We start from the raw sequence: 19,053 nt of genomic DNA on the forward strand, positions 1-19,053 counted from the left end.
CTACGTCTATCGTTGCGTCATTCGCTTCCAATCAGTTTAATCTGTTCTTTTTTTCATGCGACAATTCTTTAAGTACGTGCTGGCGACCATCACCGGCATTTTCATATTAGGCCTGCTTGGGTTGGTGTTGCTGGTGGGCTTCGTGGCCGCGCTGGCCTCCTCCGACAAGGAAGTGACCGTAGCCAACGACTCGGTGTTGGAGCTGAAGCTCGACCGGCCCATTGCCGAGCGCGAAAGCCGGGATTCCTTCGCTTCCGCGTTTAGCAACCAAGCCGACAACATTGGGTTAGATCAGTTGAAAGCCACTATCCGCCGAGCCAAGGACGATGGCGACATCAAAGGCATCTTCCTGAACGTGGAGTTGGTGCAGGTTGGCATGGCGTCTTTAGAAGAAGTACGCAACGCGCTGATCGACTTCAAGAAGTCGGGCAAATTCATTGTGGCATATGCCGATGCGGCGTCCGAGAAAAGCTACTACCTCACTTCCGTAGCCAACCGTATCTACCTCAATCCGCAGGGTACGCTAGAGTTCAACGGCCTGAGCTCGGAGACGATGTACTACAAAAACCTGTTCGACAAGGCCGGTATCCAGCCGCAGATTTTTCGGGTAGGCTCGTTTAAAAGTGCTGTGGAGCCGTTTTTCCGGGAGAATATGTCGGATTCGGCCCGCCTGCAAACTTCCTCATTCCTAAATTCCATCAACGATTTCACGCTTGGCAATGTAGCCGCGGCGCGTAAGATTGCGCCCGCTCGCCTCAAAGTCATTTCCGATTCCATGCTGGTGCACAACGCCGACGATGCCAAGCGTCTCGGCCTCGTTACGCACCTCGGCTACTACGACCAAGCCCTCGATTACATGAAAGGCAAACTCGGCGTGGAAAAAGACGAGAAGCTCAGCCTTGTGAACCTCGGCGACTACAGCAAGGTCGAGGACGATGAAGAAAACAGCAGCAGCAACCGCATTGCTGTGGTATATGCCGATGGCGACATCGTGACAGGTAAAGGCGGCAACGACAACATCGGCAGCACCCGCTTCGCGGAAGCTATCCGCAAGGCCCGCCTCGACGATAAAGTGAAAGCTGTGGTGCTGCGCGTGAATTCGCCCGGTGGCTCTTCGCTGGCCTCCGACATTATTTACCGTGAGGTGATGCTGACCAAAAAGGTGAAGCCCATTGTGTGCTCGATGTCGGATGTGGCGGCTAGTGGTGGCTACTTCATTGCCATGGGCTGCGACACCATTGTGGCGCACCCGAACACCATTACGGGAAGCATCGGCGTGTTTGGCGTGTTGCCCAACGTCGAGCCGTTGCTGCGCGACAAACTAGGCATCACCACAGACCGAGTAACAACCGGTAAGTTCTCGGACTTTCCGACGGTGACGCGGGCCCTTACGCCATTCGAGAAAACGCAGTTCCAAAACGAAATCAACCGCATCTACGCCGACTTCACCACCAAAGCTGCCCAAGGCCGTCACATGCCGGTGGAGCGTTTACGGGGCTATGCTTCCGGCCGGGTGTGGTCGGGCTCTGAGGCCAAAGCTCGGGGCTTGGTTGACGTGTTAGGCTCCTACGATGATGCTCTACGCATTGCGGCCCGCCGTGCCAAGCTAAAGGAAGGCGACTACCGCATCCAGAAGCTACCGCGCCAAAAAACCTTCGCCGAATCCATCTTCAGTGGTTTCAGCGAAGAAGCCAAGCTGCGCTTAGTGAAGGAAGAAATGGGGCCGATGTACCCCGTGTATCAGCAGTACAAGAAGCTTTCGGAAATGAAAGGCGCCCAAATGCGCATGCCGTTCGAGGTGAACATTCAATAATATCAACAGCCCGTCATGCTGAGCGGAGCCGAAGCATCTCGCGTGCTGATGTTGTTAAGTTTAAAATAGCAACATCAGCACGCGAGATGCTTCGGCTCCGCTCAGCATGACGCTTATCTATTCCAACAACCATCCCTTCATGCAGCACCTGCACCAAGCCGCCGATTACCTCCGCCAACGCCTTCATGATTTCACGCCTGAGTTTGGCATCATCCTCGGTACCGGCCTCGGGGCTTTGGTCAAGGACCTGACCATTCATCACACATTTCCTTATGCCGAGATTCCCAACTTCCCGGTTTCGACGGTGGAAAGCCACTCCGGCAACCTGCTAGCGGCTGAGTTGGCCGGCCGGAAAGTGCTGGTAATGCAGGGCCGCTTTCATTACTACGAAGGCTACAGCATGGAGCAAGTGGTGTTGCCGGTACGCGTAATGAAGCTGTTGGGTATCCAGAAACTGTTTGTAAGCAACGCTGCCGGCGGCCTGCACCCTGACATGGAGTACTCGGATTTGATGCTGCTCGAAGACCACATCAACCTGCAACCCACCAACCCGCTAGTTGGCAAAAACCTCGATGAGCTAGGCCCTCGCTTCCCCGACATGCTGGAGCCCTACGATACCACGCTGCTGCAACAAGCTGAGGAAGCCGCCCGCACCCTCGGCTTTGCCGATAAAGTACGGCGGGGCGTGTACGCCAGCTTGCCCGGCCCATGCTCGAAACGCCCGCCGAGTACCGCTATCTGCGCACCATTGGCGCCGACGCCGTAGGCATGAGTACGGTACCCGAAGTTATTGCTGCGGTGCACATGGGCTTGCCCGTACTGGCTGTTTCCGTCATCACCGATTTATGCTCACCTGGTAAGCTTAAGCGCGTGGCCATAGCCGACATCCTGCGCGTAGCCGCCGACGCCGAGCCTCGCCTCACGGCGTTGCTACGCGCTGTGATTGAGATGCAATAGGTTGCCGCTAATGCTACCTGTCCGTAGCAGAGGTCACAAGAAAGCCCGTTCCTAATCAGGAACGGGCTTTCTTGTATTGGTAGACTGCGTGGTTACGATTAGGCCGTAAAACCCTATGCTCGTTAAGTGTTGGTAGCGCCTTTGAAGAACTAGCGAATGTAGAGGCGTTTACGTTCAAAACTAAGAACCGTGAACACGCCAATACCGCCTTCCACTGTGCTTTTTATAGCCGATGGCTGCGAAAACGGATTGCCATTGGCGTTGCGCGCATCGTTCACCGACTGCCGGAACAAGTAGTAAGGCCGATCGAAGTGATAGAGCGTCACGAAAAGCCGGTCGCCGGGGTCGAAGATGTAGCTGGTGCCGAGCGTGAAGTTGGTGCCGTCGTTGAGGCGGTCGTCCACATCGTAGTCTAGTACAGGGTCGTTGGAAATACTGTCGCGGTGAATTTGCAGACGGTAGTAGTTACCCATGCCTACTGGGTCCTTGAAGTTGGTTAGGACGTAGGCTTCGTGGTATTCGGGAGCAAGATCGTTGAATTCATACTCCAGCGAATCGATTGGTATACGGGTGGGCATAGTAGCCGTGCCTGTCACGTGGCGCCCTTTCGTGTCGGTCACGTCGAGCTTAAAGGTGTCGCCGGGGCGAGCAATTATTCGGCGTAAACCAATGTGCGTGAAAGCTTTGCCCGTGGTAGGGTCTAGCCCCGGAAAGAACTGTAACTGCTGTACTTGCCCGTTGGCCAGCGTGATACGAACCGTTACGTCTTGGGGAATGACGGGGTCGGGGTTGGACAGGTAGGGCACCGTTTCCGTCACGGTCAGGCGCGGAAGTTGGCCGTTTTCAAGGTAGCACTCCACTACCAGTTGCGCCGGCAAGACGGGCAGATCCACATCAATTTCCTTCTGCAAGTCGCAGCCAGTGAGGGGCGCCAACGCCAGTAGCCACGCAAGGCGCCAAGAGAATAAATAGGTTTTCAAGAAAACAGACATAGAAGCAAGAGCAGATAGCGAAAGGACTGAGAGCCGCGCCGTCTAGAGTTAAAACTTGAAGTTGTAAGTCACGGCCGGAATTACGGGAAACAGAGACACCTGCCGGGCCCGATACCCCGTAACAGGAGCATCATCGTCCTCCTTGATTTGGTCGAAGTACACGAAGTAGGGGTTGCGCCGATTGTAGGCATTGTAGATGCTGAACGTCAGGTCGGATTCCGGGAACCAGCGGGTAGGCTTCATACGCCACACCACCCCTAAATCAAGACGGTTGTAGGAGGCCAAGCGGTAGGAGTTGCGGTCAGGATAAATGGGAACCGCGGCTACTTCGCCCCCAAATACGTCCTGCACTGCAAATCGGCCCGAGGGTAGGGTAGTCGCGTTGCCGGTGGTATACACAAAGGAGCCCGTCAGGTTAACCCGCTCGCTAAGTTGGTGGAGGATAACGGCCGTAATGTTGTGGCGCCGGTCGTAATTAGGGTAGAATACGCGCCCTCCGTTGATACCACTGGTTTCGCGCTGCGGCGGAAACTGGCGTTTGCTCCACGACAAGGTGTAGCCGAGCCAACCCGTGGTGCGGCCGGTTTTCTTTTCCAAATACAGCTCGTTGCCGTAGGCCCACCCTTTGCCAAATAGAAATTCGGAATCCAGATCCGGATTCACAAACAGCTGCGCGCCATCTTTGAAATCAACCTGGTTTTGCGCCCATTTGTAGTACACTTCATCGGTCAGCAAATACTTGCCGTCGCCGAGCAGAAAGCTGATGCCCGTGGCCACTTGCTGCGAGCGTTGCGGCTTCACCGACAGACGGGATGGGTACCAAATGTCAGTGGGCAGCGTTGCCCCAGAGTTCGTGACCAAGTGCACGTACTGATACATGAGGGCATAGCTGGCTTTCAGGGAAGTCTTGGGCGTGAGGGAGTACCGTGCCGCCCCTCGGGGCTCAATGCCGCCGTACGATTGGGAGCCGCTCTGAAAGCCGGTCAGCCGCACCCCGTACTCGAGTTGCCACTTGTCGGAAGGTTTGAAGTTGTCGGAAGCATAGACGGCAGCTTCCTGCCCGCGGTAATTTACATCCGAGCCAATGTTGAGGCGGCCGTCGCCGGAACCGGCTTGCAGGCGACCCACCCCGAAACGGTGCGTGGTGGCTTGCACGCCAAACTTGAGGGCATGCTTGTTATTAGGAGCATAGTCGAGGTCGGTGCGAACGGAATAGTCGCGGATGTCGGAGGCCAAGTTGAAGCTGAACTGGTCCAGCTTATTGGTCACGTCGTACTTATAATCGGTTAGGGAGATGGTAGTATTGAGGTAGAGCCGCTTGTTGAACACGTGGTTCCAGCGGGCCGCACCCACCGAATTGCCCCAGGTGAAGTTGAAGTCGAAGCCTCCCTGCGAAGCAAAACCAAAAACGTCGCGCCCGTAGTACCCACTCAAAAACACCTGATCTTTGGGACCGAGCGTGTAGTTAGCCTTGGCGTTGAAGTCGTAGAAATAATAGTCGGGAATGGGGTTGTACTCAGGGTCGTCGTCGTTGAGCTTATTGATTTGGCGCGTGAAAACGTCGAAATACGTACGGCGGCCCGAGATGATGAAGGAGCCCTTATCTTTTACAATTGGTCCTTCCACCGTCAGGCGCGACGAAATCAACCCGAGTCCGCCGCTCACGCCTATCTTCTCCTTGTTGCCTTCGCGTAGCTTCACATCTATCACCGACGACAGGCGCCCGCCATACTGCGCCGGGAAACCGCCTTTGTATAAGTCCACACTGGCAACAGCATCGGGGTTGAACACCGAAAACAAGCCGAATAAGTGGCTCGGATTATACACCAGCGCATCATCAACGAGCACAAGATTTTGGTCGCTGGAACCCCCGCGCACAAACAAGCCGCTGGTACCTTCCCCGCCGTTTTGCACGCCGGGCTTAAGCTGTAAGGTTTTCAGAATATCAACTTCACCAAATAAGGCCGGCAGGAGCTTGGCTTCTTTGGCCGAGAGACGTTCCACGCTCATTTGGGTGGTTTGCAGCTTTTGCTCTAGCGTGCCAGAGCCTTCCACCACCACTTCGTTCAGCGTGTTGGTTGATTCCACCAAGCTAAACGATACTTTCTGGTCGCGCGCGAGGTTCAGTTCCCGCGTCTGATTTTGGTAGCCAATAAAAGAAACGACCACCTGGTACCGGCCCGCCGGGAGTACCAGCGAGTAAAAGCCCGCTGCGTCGGTGGTAACGCCTGTCCCGAGTGCGGGTATCGTAACGGAGGCTCCCGGCAGCACTTCCCGGGTGATGCCGGCTCGTACATAGCCACTCAATTTGTAACCGCCCGTCGACTGAGCCGTGGTGGACGAGATAAGTAGAAGATTGAAAAAGCCGACAACAAGTAGTAGAAAGGGTAACCGCATCCGAGGAAAGTAAGAGCTAGCGCCTGCAAAGGTAGGCAGCGTAGTACCTAACGCCCTGCCTTACTGGATAGTTTGTAGCCCAGCTGTTCCTTTCCTCTTTAGTGGCGCTTAACTCAAGAACGGTTGTACTGCTTGGTTGAGCTGCGGGGCTGCTACCACGCCTGCCTGCCGCCACACCGGTTGTCCTTTATGAAACAAGATCAGCGTTGGAATGCCCTGCACTCTGAACTGCTGCGCTGCCGCCGGGTTACGGTCCACGTCTATCTTGATGATTTTGAGCTTGCCCTGATGCTGGGCCGCTACTTGCTCGAGAATAGGCGCCATCGTTTTGCAAGGGCCGCACCAGTCGGCATAGAAGTCAACCAGCACAGGCATGCCAGGGCTATTGATGAGTTCAGAAAAAGATTTTTTGGGCATGACAAGTAACAGTTGGATGGATGCAAATGAAAGCGCTGTTTCAACAGCTCGGAACTTCAGTCAATGAGTTTAGTAGCTTTCTCTTGCAACCTGTGTTGATGGAACGATAGGAGACTAAGTAGGTACATACTACGAAACCACCCGGGCCCACGTTCTGAAACTAGCAAACCTTATCGCAAAAAGGCCCGATGCAGGAGCACCGGGCCAGTTGCTGCGTATGGTTGCTGCATTATTTCTTTTTATCGGCTATTATGGTCGTGACATCGTTAGCCGTTTCCGGGAACGAGAATTTCCCGCCAACTACTTTCTTGCCACCTACTTGGCATTCCCAGGTATAGGAGCCTGGAAGGGCACGGGCCGCCTCTCCGGTATCGGCCTTGAAATAGTCGGGCTCGGAAGGCTCCGACGGAAACACTACGTCAATGCCATTCTGACCACCGGCAACCTCTTTCACCAAGATGTAGGCTTTGCCACTGGTATTATTGGTGACCACAAACTTGGCGGTGTATGTGCCCAATGTGCCAAACTTATCCATCACGCCCAGTTTCATGAAGGCATCCGTAGAAACCATCCAGGTTTGAGCGTGTGATTCGGTGGGTGAGAGCACCATACAGGCCAGCCCTAATCCGGCGACCCGCAGCAATGAGGTGAGACGATTAGGCAAAACAAGAGTAGAAACACCCATGGGTAAAACGGTAAAGTGATAAGGCAAAAAAAGAACAGAAAAGTGAAAAAAATAAGGCTGTTTGCTGTTAAACCACTCGAGCCCAACCAAATATAGGAGTATTTCGACATGCCTGATGCTAGTGAAGAGGTTTTTTTATCTCCATCCGGGAAACTACTATGTCAAGTCTGGATGTTTTCAATAAGCTATTTATCACTGTCTTATGCGTCGTCGCCTGCTAGCTGGTTCCCAATCTGAATTATCTGCGTCTGCTGCCCCATCTGCCAGCAACTGCTGCGCTTTATGCGAGCGGGAAGTGCAGCAGTTGTCGCGGCACCACCTGATACCGCGTGAGGAAGGTGGCCGGCACGGTCCTACTGCTGACCTTTGCCAGCCTTGCCATAGCAGTGTGCACTTGCTGCTCGACAACAAAGAATTGGCTCGGCAGTACCATACTATTGAAGCGTTGCGTGGTGCTGAGAAGTTGCAGAAATACTTGCACTGGATTCGCCGCAGCCGCGTAGAGCGGATTTCCAACCGGCGCGGAAATAAATGATTTTGAGAAGTAGCGAAAGAGCGTAATCCTGCTGCTGGCTTAATTTTGCTGCTTAGTCAATTTCCTCTTAAATCTTTTGCCGTGCCCAAGCAGTTCGTTGCGTTTCAGAAGCTCCGCCAGCAGCCGACCATTGTTGTTGACAGCGTGGGCTTAGGTGCTGCTCTCACGCTAGCGCACTGGCGCGGAGCGGCTACACCAGAAGTGCTACGTGACGATACCAGTGCTGGCTCGGTGCTCCGGGCACTGCACGCCCCCGAAGCGTCTGGAATGGAAGCTACCGCCGTTACAGCCAACCATTTTGATGTGGATGGTTTTGTGGGCGTATGGAGCTTGCTAAATCCTGAACTAGCCTTGCGCCACGAGCACCTGCTCCGTCTTACTGCCACGCTCGGCGACTTTCGGGAACTGGATTGGCAGGACCCTTACGCCGACCATGCGTTGCGGTTGGTTTGCTGGCTGAATGCCAAGGAAAAGGCGTTGTTCTATGTGCCGTTTGGGGCACCTGCGCTGCGCCGCCGGGAAGATGAGGCTTCGGCCGAGAAGTTCGAATGGTTTCTGCCGCGCTTTCAACAAGTGGTAGAGGACCCTGAGGCTGAGCGTTCGGTGTGGGAGCCAGAATACGAGCGGGTCAAACAAGCTGCTGCTGTGCTGCAAAGTTCAAGTGCTGCGCTTACTCGGTATCCAGAAATTGGGTTGGTAGTGGTGCAAGCGCCAGTGCCGCTGCCTTACTACGCGCTGTTTGGGCCTACCGCTGGCTACGATATGGTGCTCAGCATCTACGATGGGCAGCGCTACGAATTCGAGTACAAATACACCACCTGGATAGACCTCGAAAGCCGGCCTACCTTGCCCCGCTTACCGCTTGATACCCTGGCCGCTCAACTCAATGTCCTGGAGCAAGCACCGCACCGCTGGACCTTTGATGGTATAACCGATACTGGCCCGCTGCTGCGCTTAGCTGGCAAAAGCCTTAGCAAGGCGCAGCGCTACGCCGACCCCGACCAGCGGCCGATTCACGTTTCATCGATCAAGCCTAAGGAATTAGAGCAGGTGGTGGTGTCGCACTTCCAAGAAAGATATGCCGCTGTAGAAGCGAAGCGCTACTGGACGTGGGCTGAAATAAAAGCCATTTGAAGACGCACCGAACTGTTGCGTACTACACCTCTTCGCCGAAACCTACAATCTGCAGCGAGCTAACGCCACCAACGCCTTTGCGCACGTTAATTTGGGTGCTCACGCGTTCTTTCAGCGCCTCGACGTGGGAGATGATACCAATAGTTTTGCCAGTGCCCTGCAAGTTCTCAAGGGCCGAAAGGGCCACGTTCAACGTGTCGGGGTCGAGGGTGCCAAATCCTTCGTCGATAAAGAGCGTGTCAATTTGGGTGCGGTGACTAGCCAACTCCGATAACCCCAAGGCCAGCGCCAAGCTTACCAAAAAACTCTCCCCGCCCGACAACGAGTTCATGGTGCGGCTACTGCCGCCCTGGTACTCATCGACGATGAGCAAGTCGAGGTGTTCTTCGGGATTGCGCAGGATACGGTAACGGTCGGTGAGGCGGTGCAAATGGCGGTTGGCCAAGTCAGTGAGGCGAGCCAAAGTCAAGCCTTGGGCAAATTCACTGAACTTCTTACCGTCGGCCGAGCCGATGACGTCGGCGAGCTGGCGCCAGCGGCGGGCTTCTTGCTGCTGTTGCTCTAGTTGCTCCGCTAAGGCGGCGTGGCGCTCTTGGCCACTGCGGTGGTCGTGCAGGCGCTGCTGCCGCTGGCCTAGTTGCTGATTGAGAGTGGCTAGCTGCTGATTACTGGCACTTAGCTGCTGCTCTATCGACTCCAAGGGCTCCTCAGTAAGGGCACGAGCTTGCTCTTGTTGGAGCTGCTGCGCTAAATCGGTGAGGGTCTGTTGGGTGACGGCTAGCGCCTGCTCGTGCCGCTGAAGCTGGTCGGCTAGGCGACGCACTTCGGGGTCGGGGAGGAGTAGGGCGGTGAGGGCGGTAGGGTCGGGGGCAAGACCGGCGGCCGTGAGGGCGGCCGTGAGCGTGGTGTGCTGCTGCTCCCGAAGCAACTGCTGCGTCTGGGCATCTTGCTCCCGCTGTTGCTGCTGAGTGTTGGCTAGCACTAAGGCGGTTTCGTGCTGTTGAAGTGCTTGTTCGGCTTGCTGGCGGCGGGCTTCCGCTTGCTGCACAGCTTCTTCGAGCTGCTGGCGAGCCTGCGCTACATCGGAACCAGCAAAAAGCTCTTCACGCTGGCGTTGTTGCGCCTGAATGGCGTTGTATTGATCGAGCACCGTTTGCTTACGGGCGCGAAGCCAGGCGTCCAGTTCCACTTTTTGCCGCTCGGCTTCATCGGCGGCTACGCTCACGCCGCTTAGTTCGGTGGCGGCTTTCTCGCGTTGCTGCTGCGTATTGGTGAATTCCTGAATGCGTAGTCGGGCCTGCTCCATCAAGGCGCGGCCGTTTTCGTCGGTGAACACCATCCCGAAGTTTTCGAGCTGGCTCTGAATCATCATCTTGGCAGCTGGGCCACGTTCTTCGGCATCGGCTAGCTCGGCTTCCAACTGCAGTACTGCCTGAGCGTATTCCTGTTGCTGCTGCGTGGCGGCTTCCTGCTGCGTGGTGGCCTGCGTGAAGTGCTGGTTGGTGGTGGTATGCTGGTCGCGCAGCTCTTTCAATTCCTGCACCAAAGCTCTTACCTCTTCTGCGGCGGCTTTCTCTCCCGCTTCGGGCAAAAGCTGGATGGTATCTGTAGGCACCGCCGCGGGCTCAGGACCAGCTTGCTCCAGCATGGTAACGTAGGTGTTGAGGCGATTGAAGCGCGTGCCTAGGGCGCGCACTCGCTGACTCATATCGTCTTCGCGCTGCCGGTCGTGCTGGAAAGAATCCTCGCTTACGCCGAGCACTCCCGCCAGATACGGGTGTTCTGTAGCTCCACACACCGGGCACGGCTGGCCGGGCTCCAGGAGTTGGCGCGTGTCGGCGTGCGACAAAATCAGCTGTTGCATCTGGAGGCTGCGGCGCAGGTCGTCCCAATGCTGCTGGTCTTTCTCTTGTTCGCGTACTAAACTGGCCACATGGTAGCGTAGGCGGTGCAGCCAGGCGGTGCGGGCGTCGAGAGCGGCTTGCTGGCGAGTGGTGAGGGCCTGCAAGCGTTGGTTGGCTTCGGCGGCAACCAGCTGATAGCGGGTAGCTGCCTCGGTGGCTTGGGTTTGGCGTTGGCGCGCTTCGTGCAAGCGCTGACGCAGTTGGCCAAGCTCGGCTTTCAGGTGCTCCCACTGCAGCAGGCTGGCTGAAAGGTCGGGTAGCGTTTCGTGTAGCTCACTGACGTTGGCGTTCAGCTCCAGCCACTTGCTTAGCTCGAGTACTTGCTCACGCAGGGCGCGGGTACGGGTGGCGGCTTGTTCGGCTGTGGCTTTTAGTGCCTTACACTGTTCGTTTTTTTGCTCGTACTCATCTTTCGCCAACTGTAGCTGCTTGTTGGCTTCCCGCATCGAGTTATCCAACTGCTCGGCTTCGCGCAGCTTGGGTTCTTGCTGCTGGCGGGTAGTCGTGGCCGTTTCGTAGGCTTGCTGCGCGGCGGTGCGGGCGGCGGCGGCCGTGTCGCGCAGCTGTTGCAGCTGCGGAAGGCGCTGCCGAAACTGCTCGGCTTCCTGGCGCAGGCGGGTTATATGCGCATCAGACTGCCGGAGCAGGGCCCAATCGGTGGCGAAGGGAGCCGCTTGGGTGTGCAAAGCCAAGCGCTGCTTTAGCGGAGTAAGGGTATCGGTTTGGGCCGTAAGCTGGAGCTGGCGGGTCTGGCTTTCTTGATGGCGCGCGCGGAGCTCGTGCAGGCGTCGCAGCCAAGTCTGGGTTTCCTGAAGCTTCTGCCGAGCGGTAGTGGCTTCTTCGAGCTGTTGTTGGAATTGCTGAATTTCAGTTTCCAGAAACGCCACTTCTTCGGGAGAAAGCAGCACCACGCCCGCCAGACCGGCGCGCAGAGTTTCCACCTGCTGAGCTTCCTGCTTGGCTTTCTCGAAGGCCACCCGTGAAATGTCGGAGTACTTTTTGGTGTCGGTGATTTTTTCCAGCAACTGCGCCCGCTCGCCGGCCGTGGACTTCAGGAACTTGGTGAAGTCGCCTTGCGCCAGCAATACCGAGCGCAGAAACTGCCGGTACTCTAGTCCACTCAGCTCCGCCACCCGCAGCGGCACTTTCGACTTGTAGGTTTCCAGAAACGGCCAGGTTTCCTCGCCATTCTCGGCTACTTGCCGCTCGCTCAGCTCCATCCGCGGGTCTTGCAGCTTGCCGTCGGGGCGCTTGCGGGCGCGGTATTGGCCCCACTTCGAACGGTACTGCTGACCGTTTACTTCAAACTCCACTTCGGCCCAGCTCTCGCCGGTACCGTGGCTCATCACCTGCTCGGGGCCGCTGGTTTCGTGGCGCGGCACCTGCCCGTAGAGGGACAGTGTAATGGCATCGAGAATGGTCGTCTTGCCCGCCCCCGTAGCCCCGGTAATAGCAAACAGCCCCGCATCCGACAGCGGCGACTGGCTGAAATCCACGGTGTGCTCCCCGCGCAGGGAGTTGAGATTGAAGAAGCGGACGCGGAGAATTTTCATGCAAGTAACTGGCTAGAAGATGCCAGTGGAAACAGGTAACAAAGCAGCCATAAAAAGACGTGTAGCTGCCCCGATTGAAAAGGTGGCTCAGCGTACTCGAAGAGAAAAACCAACTAAGCGTCGCTGCAGCCTAAACGAAACGCAAGTAAGGCAAGGCTCCGTACCACGAAGTTACTGTGAAATAGCTGCACCTCGGCAGGATGGATTTTACGTCACCAAACATTCATACAAAGCACTACCGCAGGTTTCAACATGCCTGATCAAGTTGAATACCAGCCATAGTGCCGCAGTTGAAAATGCGCTCTGCCCGGTAGGAATAGGAGCAAACCACTACTCAAGCTCACTTTTGGTTTTATTCTGGGGCGCCAAAGTTTGGCGAACCATCCAGGTTCCAGGTGAAAGGCTTCGCTCGGACTTGGCGGGCCCAACCGGCTTGGCTACGGCGAGCGGCGTGGTAGATGATGTAGTCCTGCTGGTTGATTTCAACGAAGCAAGCGTGGCCCGGACCGAAGATGGTATCCGTTTTCGAAAACACGGGCTGGGGCTCTTTGCGCCACGAAGTCGGGTCCGGTAGGTCGCCGCCGAGATAAGTGAGCTGGCCTAGGCAATACTCGTCGGTCCAGCTGCCGCTGGCCGAGTACACAATAAAGATGCGGCCGTTACGGGTTAGCACTTGCGGACCCTCGTTCACGTACGGATAGCCTTGCTTTTCCCACTCGTGTTCGGGCCGAGAAATGCACACTCGGTCAGAGGAAATCGTCCAGGGGTTGCTCATGCGGGCGATGTAGATGTTTTGGCTGACGTTGGTAAAGCCTTCCCACCCCGACCATATAAAGTACTTCTGCCCATCTTCGGTGGCCAGTACCGTTCCGTCAATAGCCCATCGGTCGGTCGGAACATCAAGCTTCCCTTTGAACTCGTACTCGCCTTGCGGATCACTGGTGGTGCCTTCTAGGGCGTACAGTCGCTCTTCGCCGTTTTTGGCGTTGTAAAGGGCAAAGTAGATGTACCATTTCCCGTCGATCAACTGCAACTCGGGCGCCCATATTTCCACAAACTCGGGTGTGGTGCCTTGTTTGCCTGGCCATACTTGTACAAGCTTGGCGGTAGCCATTTCCAGTAAGCTAGAAAATTTGCTTATCAGAATTGCTTGCTTCAGCCGGTCAACGGTGCAGTAGTACAGGCTGCCTTCGTGCGAAACAACCCAGGGGTCTTCGCCATCTGCCACCAGCACGTGCGTTTGGTCGCCGCTGGGCGGTAGCGCCCGCGCATTTTTAGTTAGCTCGTTTATTTCTGCTACGGTCATCGGCGCTAAATGCGCCTCCTGATAAATATGGTCGTCAGGTATATGCATGCCTGTGCTAAGCTGAAGTATCGATGCTGTTATGGTTAAAGAGTAGAAGCTAGAGAACTCGTTCTCTTCCTAGCTGCTAGATGCGCTACATCAGGCGAAGAGGCGAACGAACTCTCTAGCTTCTACTTTCTTGGTCTACAGAGCCTACGCTTCACCCATCATCAATCCTTCAATAGTATGCCCCTGCTCGATAATCTCTAACTCGTCGACTATTCGGCAAGTAAGATGCTGCTTGAGGCTTTCGGGTAGGGTTTCGTAGAAGGTTCTCGTGATTTGCAAGTCGTGGCGCTCGGCGTTGTTGGCAGTCGGCGCATCTACCCCGAGTACCAGCGCAGGGCGGGACTTATCGGAGTGATTAGCCGTGCCGCGGTGGATGGTCAGGGCCGAACGGGCCGAAATGTCGCCCATCTGGGGCATTTTGCGCTGAGCGCGTTGCTGGTAGCGGGGGCTGTTGGATTTGGGCGGAAACATACCGTGCTCGAAGTCGATGGGCAGGTCCCATTGCGTACCGGGGGCTACTTCGAAAGGCCCCATATTCTCGGTTACATCGACGGTGGTGAGGTTAAAGGCCAGCGAGTTGAGCCGGCGGCCGATGATGGTATCGTCGGGGCGGGAAAGTCGCGGTGCCAGGGCTGGTTGACGGCCCCGGGATTGGGCACATCGAAGCCGATTTCAACAATTTTGTAGTCGGGCCCAAGCACAGCCTCACACACGGCCGTTACCCATGGGTGTGTAGCGAGTTCCACGAAACCGCGAATATCTTCGGGGTGAATCTCGACGTAGTGCCGCTTGGGGCCACGGCCAAGGGCGCCACCAGGGCGCTTAAGGGCAGCTTCGTACAGCACGGCAATGTCTTCGCCGAGTTGCTGCGCCCATTCGCGACTGAAGGCTCCTTTCAGGCCAATGATACCGTCGCCGTAGAGCCCGCCCATGATTTGCGCGACGTCGTAGGTGGTTTGGGTAGGGTTTTTTAGCTGCGCTGTTTCCATACTGCTCTGCTGTTAGGCTGTTTAAAAGCTAATCTAGCTCCGTCCCGCATCAACAAGGGCACAAGAGAAGCCGGTCGATGTTTGCTGCTTAACGCATTTCAAGCATTTTTGGTGGCACTTGGTATTGGAAATACAGCGTAATGCAGGAATAAGACTACACATACTCAGCAGTAGTTTTGGCGCCTGTAGCCTGGTACACCAAGGGCGATAATGACCCCAATGGCCCTTGCCGAAAGTTCCGCAAAGCATCTGCACTTCGGTTGCCACAAAGGAAAATGGGCGGTAGCGGCTACTCGCCGTGTATAATGCTACTAAGCGAGAGTTGAGCAAATAGCAGAAAAGTTAGGTGAACTTGTAATCCGCCACGCATTACCTTTCCAGCTTCAATACCACTCCTCAACGAAGCTGATGAAACGACTGCTCCTGCCTGCCGCATTCCTCCTCGCGGCGCTGCCTACCTTTGCCCAAAAGCCGAAAGTCGCCGAGAACCTTGTGCAGTACGCCCACCCTATAGTAGGAACGGCGAAGATGGGACACACTTTTCCGGGCGCAACTGTGCCTTTCGGCATGGTGCAGCTCTCGCCCGACACCGATACGCTTAGCTACGAGCAAGACGGCAAGTACAACCCCGACATGTACAAGTACTGCGCTGGCTACCAGTACCAAGACAAAACCATCGTCGGTTTCAGCCATACCCACTTTAGCGGCACCGGCCACTCCGACCTTGGCGACTTCCTCGTGATGCCTACCACGGGTCCGTTGCAGCTCAACCCCGGTACGGCCACCCAACCCGAGCGTGGCTACCGCTCTGCCTACTCCCACAATACCGAAGTAGCCGAGCCCGGCTATTATAAAGTGAAGCTCGACGACCACAACATCTTGGCCGAGCTGACCGCCACCAACCGGGTGGGGATGCACCAATACACCTTCCCGCAGTCCGACCAAGCCCACCTGATTCTGGATTTGATGGCCGGCATCTACAACTATCCCGACAAGAACGTCTGGACCTTTGTGCGGGTAGAGAACGACACGCTGGTGACGGGCTACCGCCAAACCAACGGCTGGGCCCGTACGCGCACGGTGTATTTCGCCATGGCTTTCTCGAAGCCCTTCACCGATTACGGCAGCCGCAACTACGGCAAGAAACAGGCATACCGCGGTTTTTGGGGCAAATTCGACCAAACCAAGAATTTCCCCGACTTGGCTGGCGAGCAGCTGCGTATGTACTTCAACTTCAAAACCACGGCAGGGGAGAAGCTGAAAGTGAAATTTGCCCTCTCGCCCGTGAGCACCGTGGGGGCCCTGCAAAACCTGCGTGCCGAAGCTCCTGGTTGGGACTTCAACAAGGTGAAAGGGCAGGCCCAGCAACTGTGGCAGCAGGAGCTAAGCAAGGTGGTAGTGGAGTCGCCGAAGAAGGTAGACAAAGAGAACTTCTACACGGCCATGTACCACGCCTTTCTGAGCCCGACCACCTACATGGACACCAACGGCCAGTACCGTGGCCTCGACCAGAATACGCACAAAGCGGATGGCTTCACCAACTACACCACCTTCTCGCTCTGGGATACGTACCGCGCTTTGCACCCGCTCTTCAACCTGCTCCAGCCCAAGCGCAATGCCGACATGGTGCAGTCGATGCTGGCCCACTTCGACCAGAGCGTGGAGCGCATGCTGCCCGTGTGGAGCCACTACGCCAACGAAAACTGGTGCATGATTGGTTACCACAGCGTGCCTGTAGTGGCCGACGCCGTACTGAAAGGCAATGCCCCTTTCGATGCCAATAAGGCGCTTGATGCCTGCGTAACCACGGCCCGCACGCAGCGCTACGATGGCATTGGTGAGTACATGCAGCTTGGCTATGTGCCGGAAGACAAAAGCGGCTCGTCGGTTTCGAAAACCTTGGAATATGCCTACGACGACTGGTGCATTGCTCAGATGGCCCAGAAACTCAATCGGCAGGACATCTACCAGGAATTCAGCAAGCGCGCCCAGAACTGGCGCAACGTCTACGATCCGCGCATCGGCTTTATGCGCCCCAAGCTTGCCGACGGTTCGTTCCGCAAGGAGTTCGACGTGCTGAGTACCCACAACCAAGGCTTCATCGAAGGCAACGCCTGGAACTATAGCCTTTATGTGCCCCACGATCCTGCTGCCCTCATCACGCTGATGGGCGGCCAGAAGCGCTTCATCGAGCACCTAGACTCGTTGTTCACGATGCACCTGCCCGATAAGTTTTTTGCCGAAACCGAGGACATCACCCGCGAGGGCATCATCGGCAATTATGTACACGGCAACGAGCCCGCCCACCACGCCGCCTACCTCTACAACTGGACCGACCAGCCGTATAAAACCCAGGCCCGCGTCCGGATGATTCTGCCCAAGATGTACCGCCCCACCCCCGACGGCCTCGGCGGCAACGACGATTGTGGTCAAATGAGCGCCTGGTACATCTTCTCGGCCCTCGGTTTCTACCCCGTAGCCCCCGGTTCCCCCGACTACGCCCTCGGCAGCCCCGCCATCCACGGCGCCACTCTGAACTTGGAAAACGGTAAGACCTTCCGCATCACCGTTAAAAACCAGAGCGACAAGAACGTCTACGTGAAGGAAGCTCGCCTCAACGGCCAGAAACTAGCCAAACCCTTCTTGAATCATCAGGATATTTTAAACGGCGGCGAACTGGTATTTACAATGGCTGCGCGGCCGTAAGGCTTTTGTTGAGAAATGAACAACAAATTACTTCTAACAATATTTGTATCGTCAACCAGCTTGGTGTTAGCTGATATATTGACTCCAATAGATATAAATAGCCTCGAAATCAGCTTTTTGTTTTTGTCAGCTTCCTTGATAAGTGGTATAGTTTATATTGGAAGTGCAGTGTTCAAGTGGCGTAAAAGCGACTCTCTAACAGCTATAGTTTTGATTGCTGGTCTATTGTCTTTACCTGGAATTGTATTCGTTTGGGATGGAGGCTGGAAAACACAGTCAATTGAATATCAACATCGCCATTTATCAAACAGAGTAATAGAATTTCAAATGATGAATCCTGGCGCTGGAAGTTATAGAAGACGTTTTGTAGATAAAATAAAACTAGTGCCAGGAATAAGTTGGCTAAGGGAAGTTGATGCAAATAAGATAGATACTGCTAATTGGAGTAAGGTTGATATTGACGTAAATGACTTAGGGCTGAAGTATCCTTAGCAATAGCGTTGTAGAGATTAACCTAACTCCCACAAGTCGAACAACAAAAGCCCCACTTACTCAGTGATAACTGAGTAAGTGGGGCTTTCTCTTGCCGTTAAACAAACAGCCTATCGGTTGATAGTAGGATTGGGGAAAGCAGTTCCTTTGTTTTTAGAGCGGTTATATAGGTAAGCCGCACCTGCAGCTAGCAATGCGCCACTGGCCAACTTACGGTTAAAGCCGCTGCTTTTTCTGACAGCGCCATCGACGCTACCAGGGGTAGAGCCACCACCGGAAATGCTTTGAAACAGGCTTGAAAGCAAGCCTCCCATTGTGCCACTTTTGCGGTCAGATCCAAATATGCTCATGATTGACAAGGGGAATAGTGTTGAGCTATTTAACGCAAGCAGACTTGGCATGGTTGGGCTCAACGGTTGAAAAGCACAGCATACATCCTGAAATCCAACCCGTACGCAAGGCCGAACAATACGCGACGCCCACTGTTTTTCTGCTAGAGCCGAGTATATAGCTTTTAATAGCCTCGGCTGAGCAGCTTTCCGGCTGCTGAACACGATTTGTACTGCATGCCTAAGGTAGTTTATAGCAATTGGGGGTTACTACATCTTATAGCGGCGTTAGCTTCCTTGGTGCTAGGTACCGCGGTGCTGGTGCTATCGAAAGGTAACAAACGTCATAAACAGCTAGGTTACAGCTATGTGGGCAGCATGACAGTGATGCTTGCTACCTCGTTTGCCATCTATCGGCAATTTCACAGCTTCGGGATTTTTCACGTGGCGGCGCTGCTTAGCTCTATCACGTTGTGCGCGGGTATGGTGCCCGTGTTGCGCAAGAAACCCACCCTTTCCTGGCAGCGGTTGCACTACAGCTTTATGTACTTATCGGTCCTAGAACTATATGTGGCGCTGGTAGCAGAAGTGTTGGTGCGCAGGCCAGGCATGGGCTTTTGGGATGTGGTTAGCTTGTCTACAGCGACGGTGCTGCTGCCGGGAACGGCTCTGTTTACCCGCTTCTACAAGCGCTGGCAAGAACCTAGCTACCGCCCACAACCTAAACTAGCCCCGCTATAAGCGTGTCAGTGTAGCACACACTAGCTGGAGCATGAGCATGAGGAGTTCTCAGTTG

Annotated in this window: 14 protein-coding genes and 1 pseudogene; 7 read left to right on the top strand and 8 right to left on the bottom strand. The window is 55.3% G+C overall.

What is annotated here, in order from left to right; all coding sequences use genetic code 11:
- The first annotated feature begins 55 nt into the window (after nt 1-55).
- Together sppA and MUN86_RS06095 are read left to right on the top strand one after the other, a co-directional pair.
- Entirely contained in the window at nt 56-1,813 is a 1,758-nt protein-coding gene (gene sppA, locus MUN86_RS06090) for a signal peptide peptidase SppA (protein ID WP_245122987.1), read from the top strand.
- A 139-nt stretch (nt 1,814-1,952) separates the two neighbouring features.
- Nucleotides 1,953-2,770, top strand: a pseudogene (locus MUN86_RS06095) (purine-nucleoside phosphorylase).
- 149 nt (nt 2,771-2,919) lie between these two features.
- Here the strand turns inward: MUN86_RS06095 and MUN86_RS06100 are convergent.
- The 4 genes from MUN86_RS06100 to MUN86_RS06115 all read right to left on the bottom strand — a co-directional run bounded on the left by MUN86_RS06100 (nt 2,920) and on the right by MUN86_RS06115 (nt 7,261).
- Complete coding sequence (locus MUN86_RS06100; RefSeq protein ID WP_245122988.1) at nt 2,920-3,762, bottom strand: DUF4249 domain-containing protein; 843 nt, start codon at nt 3,760-3,762, stop codon at nt 2,920-2,922.
- Nucleotides 3,763-3,810: 48 nt separating this feature from the next.
- The gene (locus tag MUN86_RS06105; RefSeq protein ID WP_245122991.1) at nt 3,811-6,159 is read right to left on the bottom strand and encodes a TonB-dependent receptor; all 2,349 of its coding nucleotides are present in this window, start codon (nt 6,157-6,159) and stop codon (nt 3,811-3,813) included.
- A gap of 108 nt (nt 6,160-6,267) precedes the next feature.
- Nucleotides 6,268-6,576, bottom strand: coding sequence for a thioredoxin (gene trxA / locus MUN86_RS06110; protein ID WP_245122994.1), 309 nt, complete (start codon nt 6,574-6,576; stop codon nt 6,268-6,270).
- A 229-nt stretch (nt 6,577-6,805) separates the two neighbouring features.
- The gene (locus MUN86_RS06115; protein WP_245122997.1) at nt 6,806-7,261 is read right to left on the bottom strand and encodes a hypothetical protein; all 456 of its coding nucleotides are present in this window, start codon (nt 7,259-7,261) and stop codon (nt 6,806-6,808) included.
- 202 nt (nt 7,262-7,463) lie between these two features.
- Between MUN86_RS06115 and MUN86_RS06120 the strand changes: the two genes are divergently transcribed.
- Nucleotides 7,464-7,796, top strand: a complete 333-nt coding sequence (locus tag MUN86_RS06120) for an HNH endonuclease (protein WP_245123000.1) — start codon at nt 7,464-7,466, stop codon at nt 7,794-7,796.
- Nucleotides 7,797-7,877: 81 nt separating this feature from the next.
- Nucleotides 7,878-8,930, top strand: a complete 1,053-nt coding sequence (locus MUN86_RS06125) for a DUF6687 family protein (RefSeq protein ID WP_245123003.1) — start codon at nt 7,878-7,880, stop codon at nt 8,928-8,930.
- Nucleotides 8,931-8,952: 22 nt separating this feature from the next.
- Here the strand turns inward: MUN86_RS06125 and MUN86_RS06130 are convergent, their stop codons facing one another.
- The 4 genes from MUN86_RS06130 to MUN86_RS06145 all read right to left on the bottom strand — a co-directional run bounded on the left by MUN86_RS06130 (nt 8,953) and on the right by MUN86_RS06145 (nt 14,730).
- Complete coding sequence (locus tag MUN86_RS06130; RefSeq protein ID WP_245123006.1) at nt 8,953-12,387, bottom strand: SbcC/MukB-like Walker B domain-containing protein; 3,435 nt, start codon at nt 12,385-12,387, stop codon at nt 8,953-8,955.
- Between the two features lie 352 nt (nt 12,388-12,739).
- Nucleotides 12,740-13,741 (bottom strand): glycoside hydrolase family 43 protein, encoded by a 1,002-nt coding sequence (locus MUN86_RS06135; RefSeq protein ID WP_245123008.1) that lies wholly within the window; start codon nt 13,739-13,741, stop codon nt 12,740-12,742.
- A gap of 144 nt (nt 13,742-13,885) precedes the next feature.
- Nucleotides 13,886-14,275, bottom strand: coding sequence for a phytanoyl-CoA dioxygenase family protein (locus MUN86_RS06140; protein ID WP_245123011.1), 390 nt, complete (start codon nt 14,273-14,275; stop codon nt 13,886-13,888).
- 8 nt (nt 14,276-14,283) lie between these two features.
- Complete coding sequence (locus MUN86_RS06145; RefSeq protein ID WP_245123014.1) at nt 14,284-14,730, bottom strand: phytanoyl-CoA dioxygenase family protein; 447 nt, start codon at nt 14,728-14,730, stop codon at nt 14,284-14,286.
- A gap of 408 nt (nt 14,731-15,138) precedes the next feature.
- Between MUN86_RS06145 and MUN86_RS06150 the strand changes: the two genes are divergently transcribed.
- From MUN86_RS06150 to MUN86_RS06160, 3 genes are all read left to right on the top strand, one after another.
- Nucleotides 15,139-17,436: a GH92 family glycosyl hydrolase gene (locus tag MUN86_RS06150; RefSeq protein ID WP_245123017.1), complete on the top strand. Its 2,298-nt coding sequence runs from the start codon at nt 15,139-15,141 to the stop codon at nt 17,434-17,436.
- A gap of 15 nt (nt 17,437-17,451) precedes the next feature.
- Nucleotides 17,452-17,928, top strand: coding sequence for a hypothetical protein (locus MUN86_RS06155; protein ID WP_245123020.1), 477 nt, complete (start codon nt 17,452-17,454; stop codon nt 17,926-17,928).
- A gap of 566 nt (nt 17,929-18,494) precedes the next feature.
- The gene (locus MUN86_RS06160) at nt 18,495-18,998 is read left to right on the top strand and encodes a DUF2306 domain-containing protein (protein ID WP_245123022.1); all 504 of its coding nucleotides are present in this window, start codon (nt 18,495-18,497) and stop codon (nt 18,996-18,998) included.
- Nucleotides 18,999-19,053 lie beyond the last annotated feature (55 nt).

Origin of the sequence: Hymenobacter volaticus, from assembly GCF_022921055.1 — a bacterium.
Taxonomy (GTDB): domain Bacteria; phylum Bacteroidota; class Bacteroidia; order Cytophagales; family Hymenobacteraceae; genus Hymenobacter; species Hymenobacter volaticus.

Excerpts from the sequence above, each read along its gene's own strand:
- sppA (WP_245122987.1), top strand. The coding sequence starts at position 56 with ATGCGACAATTCTTTAAGTACGTGCTGGCGACCATCACCGGCATTTTC.
- MUN86_RS06100 (WP_245122988.1), bottom strand. The coding sequence starts at position 3,762 with ATGTCTGTTTTCTTGAAAACCTATTTATTCTCTTGGCGCCTTGCGTGG.
- MUN86_RS06105 (WP_245122991.1), bottom strand. The coding sequence starts at position 6,159 with ATGCGGTTACCCTTTCTACTACTTGTTGTCGGCTTTTTCAATCTTCTA.
- trxA (WP_245122994.1), bottom strand. The coding sequence starts at position 6,576 with ATGCCCAAAAAATCTTTTTCTGAACTCATCAATAGCCCTGGCATGCCT.
- MUN86_RS06115 (WP_245122997.1), bottom strand. The coding sequence starts at position 7,261 with ATGGGTGTTTCTACTCTTGTTTTGCCTAATCGTCTCACCTCATTGCTG.
- MUN86_RS06120 (WP_245123000.1), top strand. The coding sequence starts at position 7,464 with ATGCGTCGTCGCCTGCTAGCTGGTTCCCAATCTGAATTATCTGCGTCT.
- MUN86_RS06130 (WP_245123006.1), bottom strand. The coding sequence starts at position 12,387 with ATGAAAATTCTCCGCGTCCGCTTCTTCAATCTCAACTCCCTGCGCGGG.
- MUN86_RS06135 (WP_245123008.1), bottom strand. The coding sequence starts at position 13,741 with ATGCATATACCTGACGACCATATTTATCAGGAGGCGCATTTAGCGCCG.
- MUN86_RS06140 (WP_245123011.1), bottom strand. The coding sequence starts at position 14,275 with ATGGGGCCTTTCGAAGTAGCCCCCGGTACGCAATGGGACCTGCCCATC.
- MUN86_RS06145 (WP_245123014.1), bottom strand. The coding sequence starts at position 14,730 with ATGGAAACAGCGCAGCTAAAAAACCCTACCCAAACCACCTACGACGTC.
- MUN86_RS06150 (WP_245123017.1), top strand. The coding sequence starts at position 15,139 with ATGAAACGACTGCTCCTGCCTGCCGCATTCCTCCTCGCGGCGCTGCCT.
- MUN86_RS06155 (WP_245123020.1), top strand. The coding sequence starts at position 17,452 with ATGAACAACAAATTACTTCTAACAATATTTGTATCGTCAACCAGCTTG.
- MUN86_RS06160 (WP_245123022.1), top strand. The coding sequence starts at position 18,495 with ATGCCTAAGGTAGTTTATAGCAATTGGGGGTTACTACATCTTATAGCG.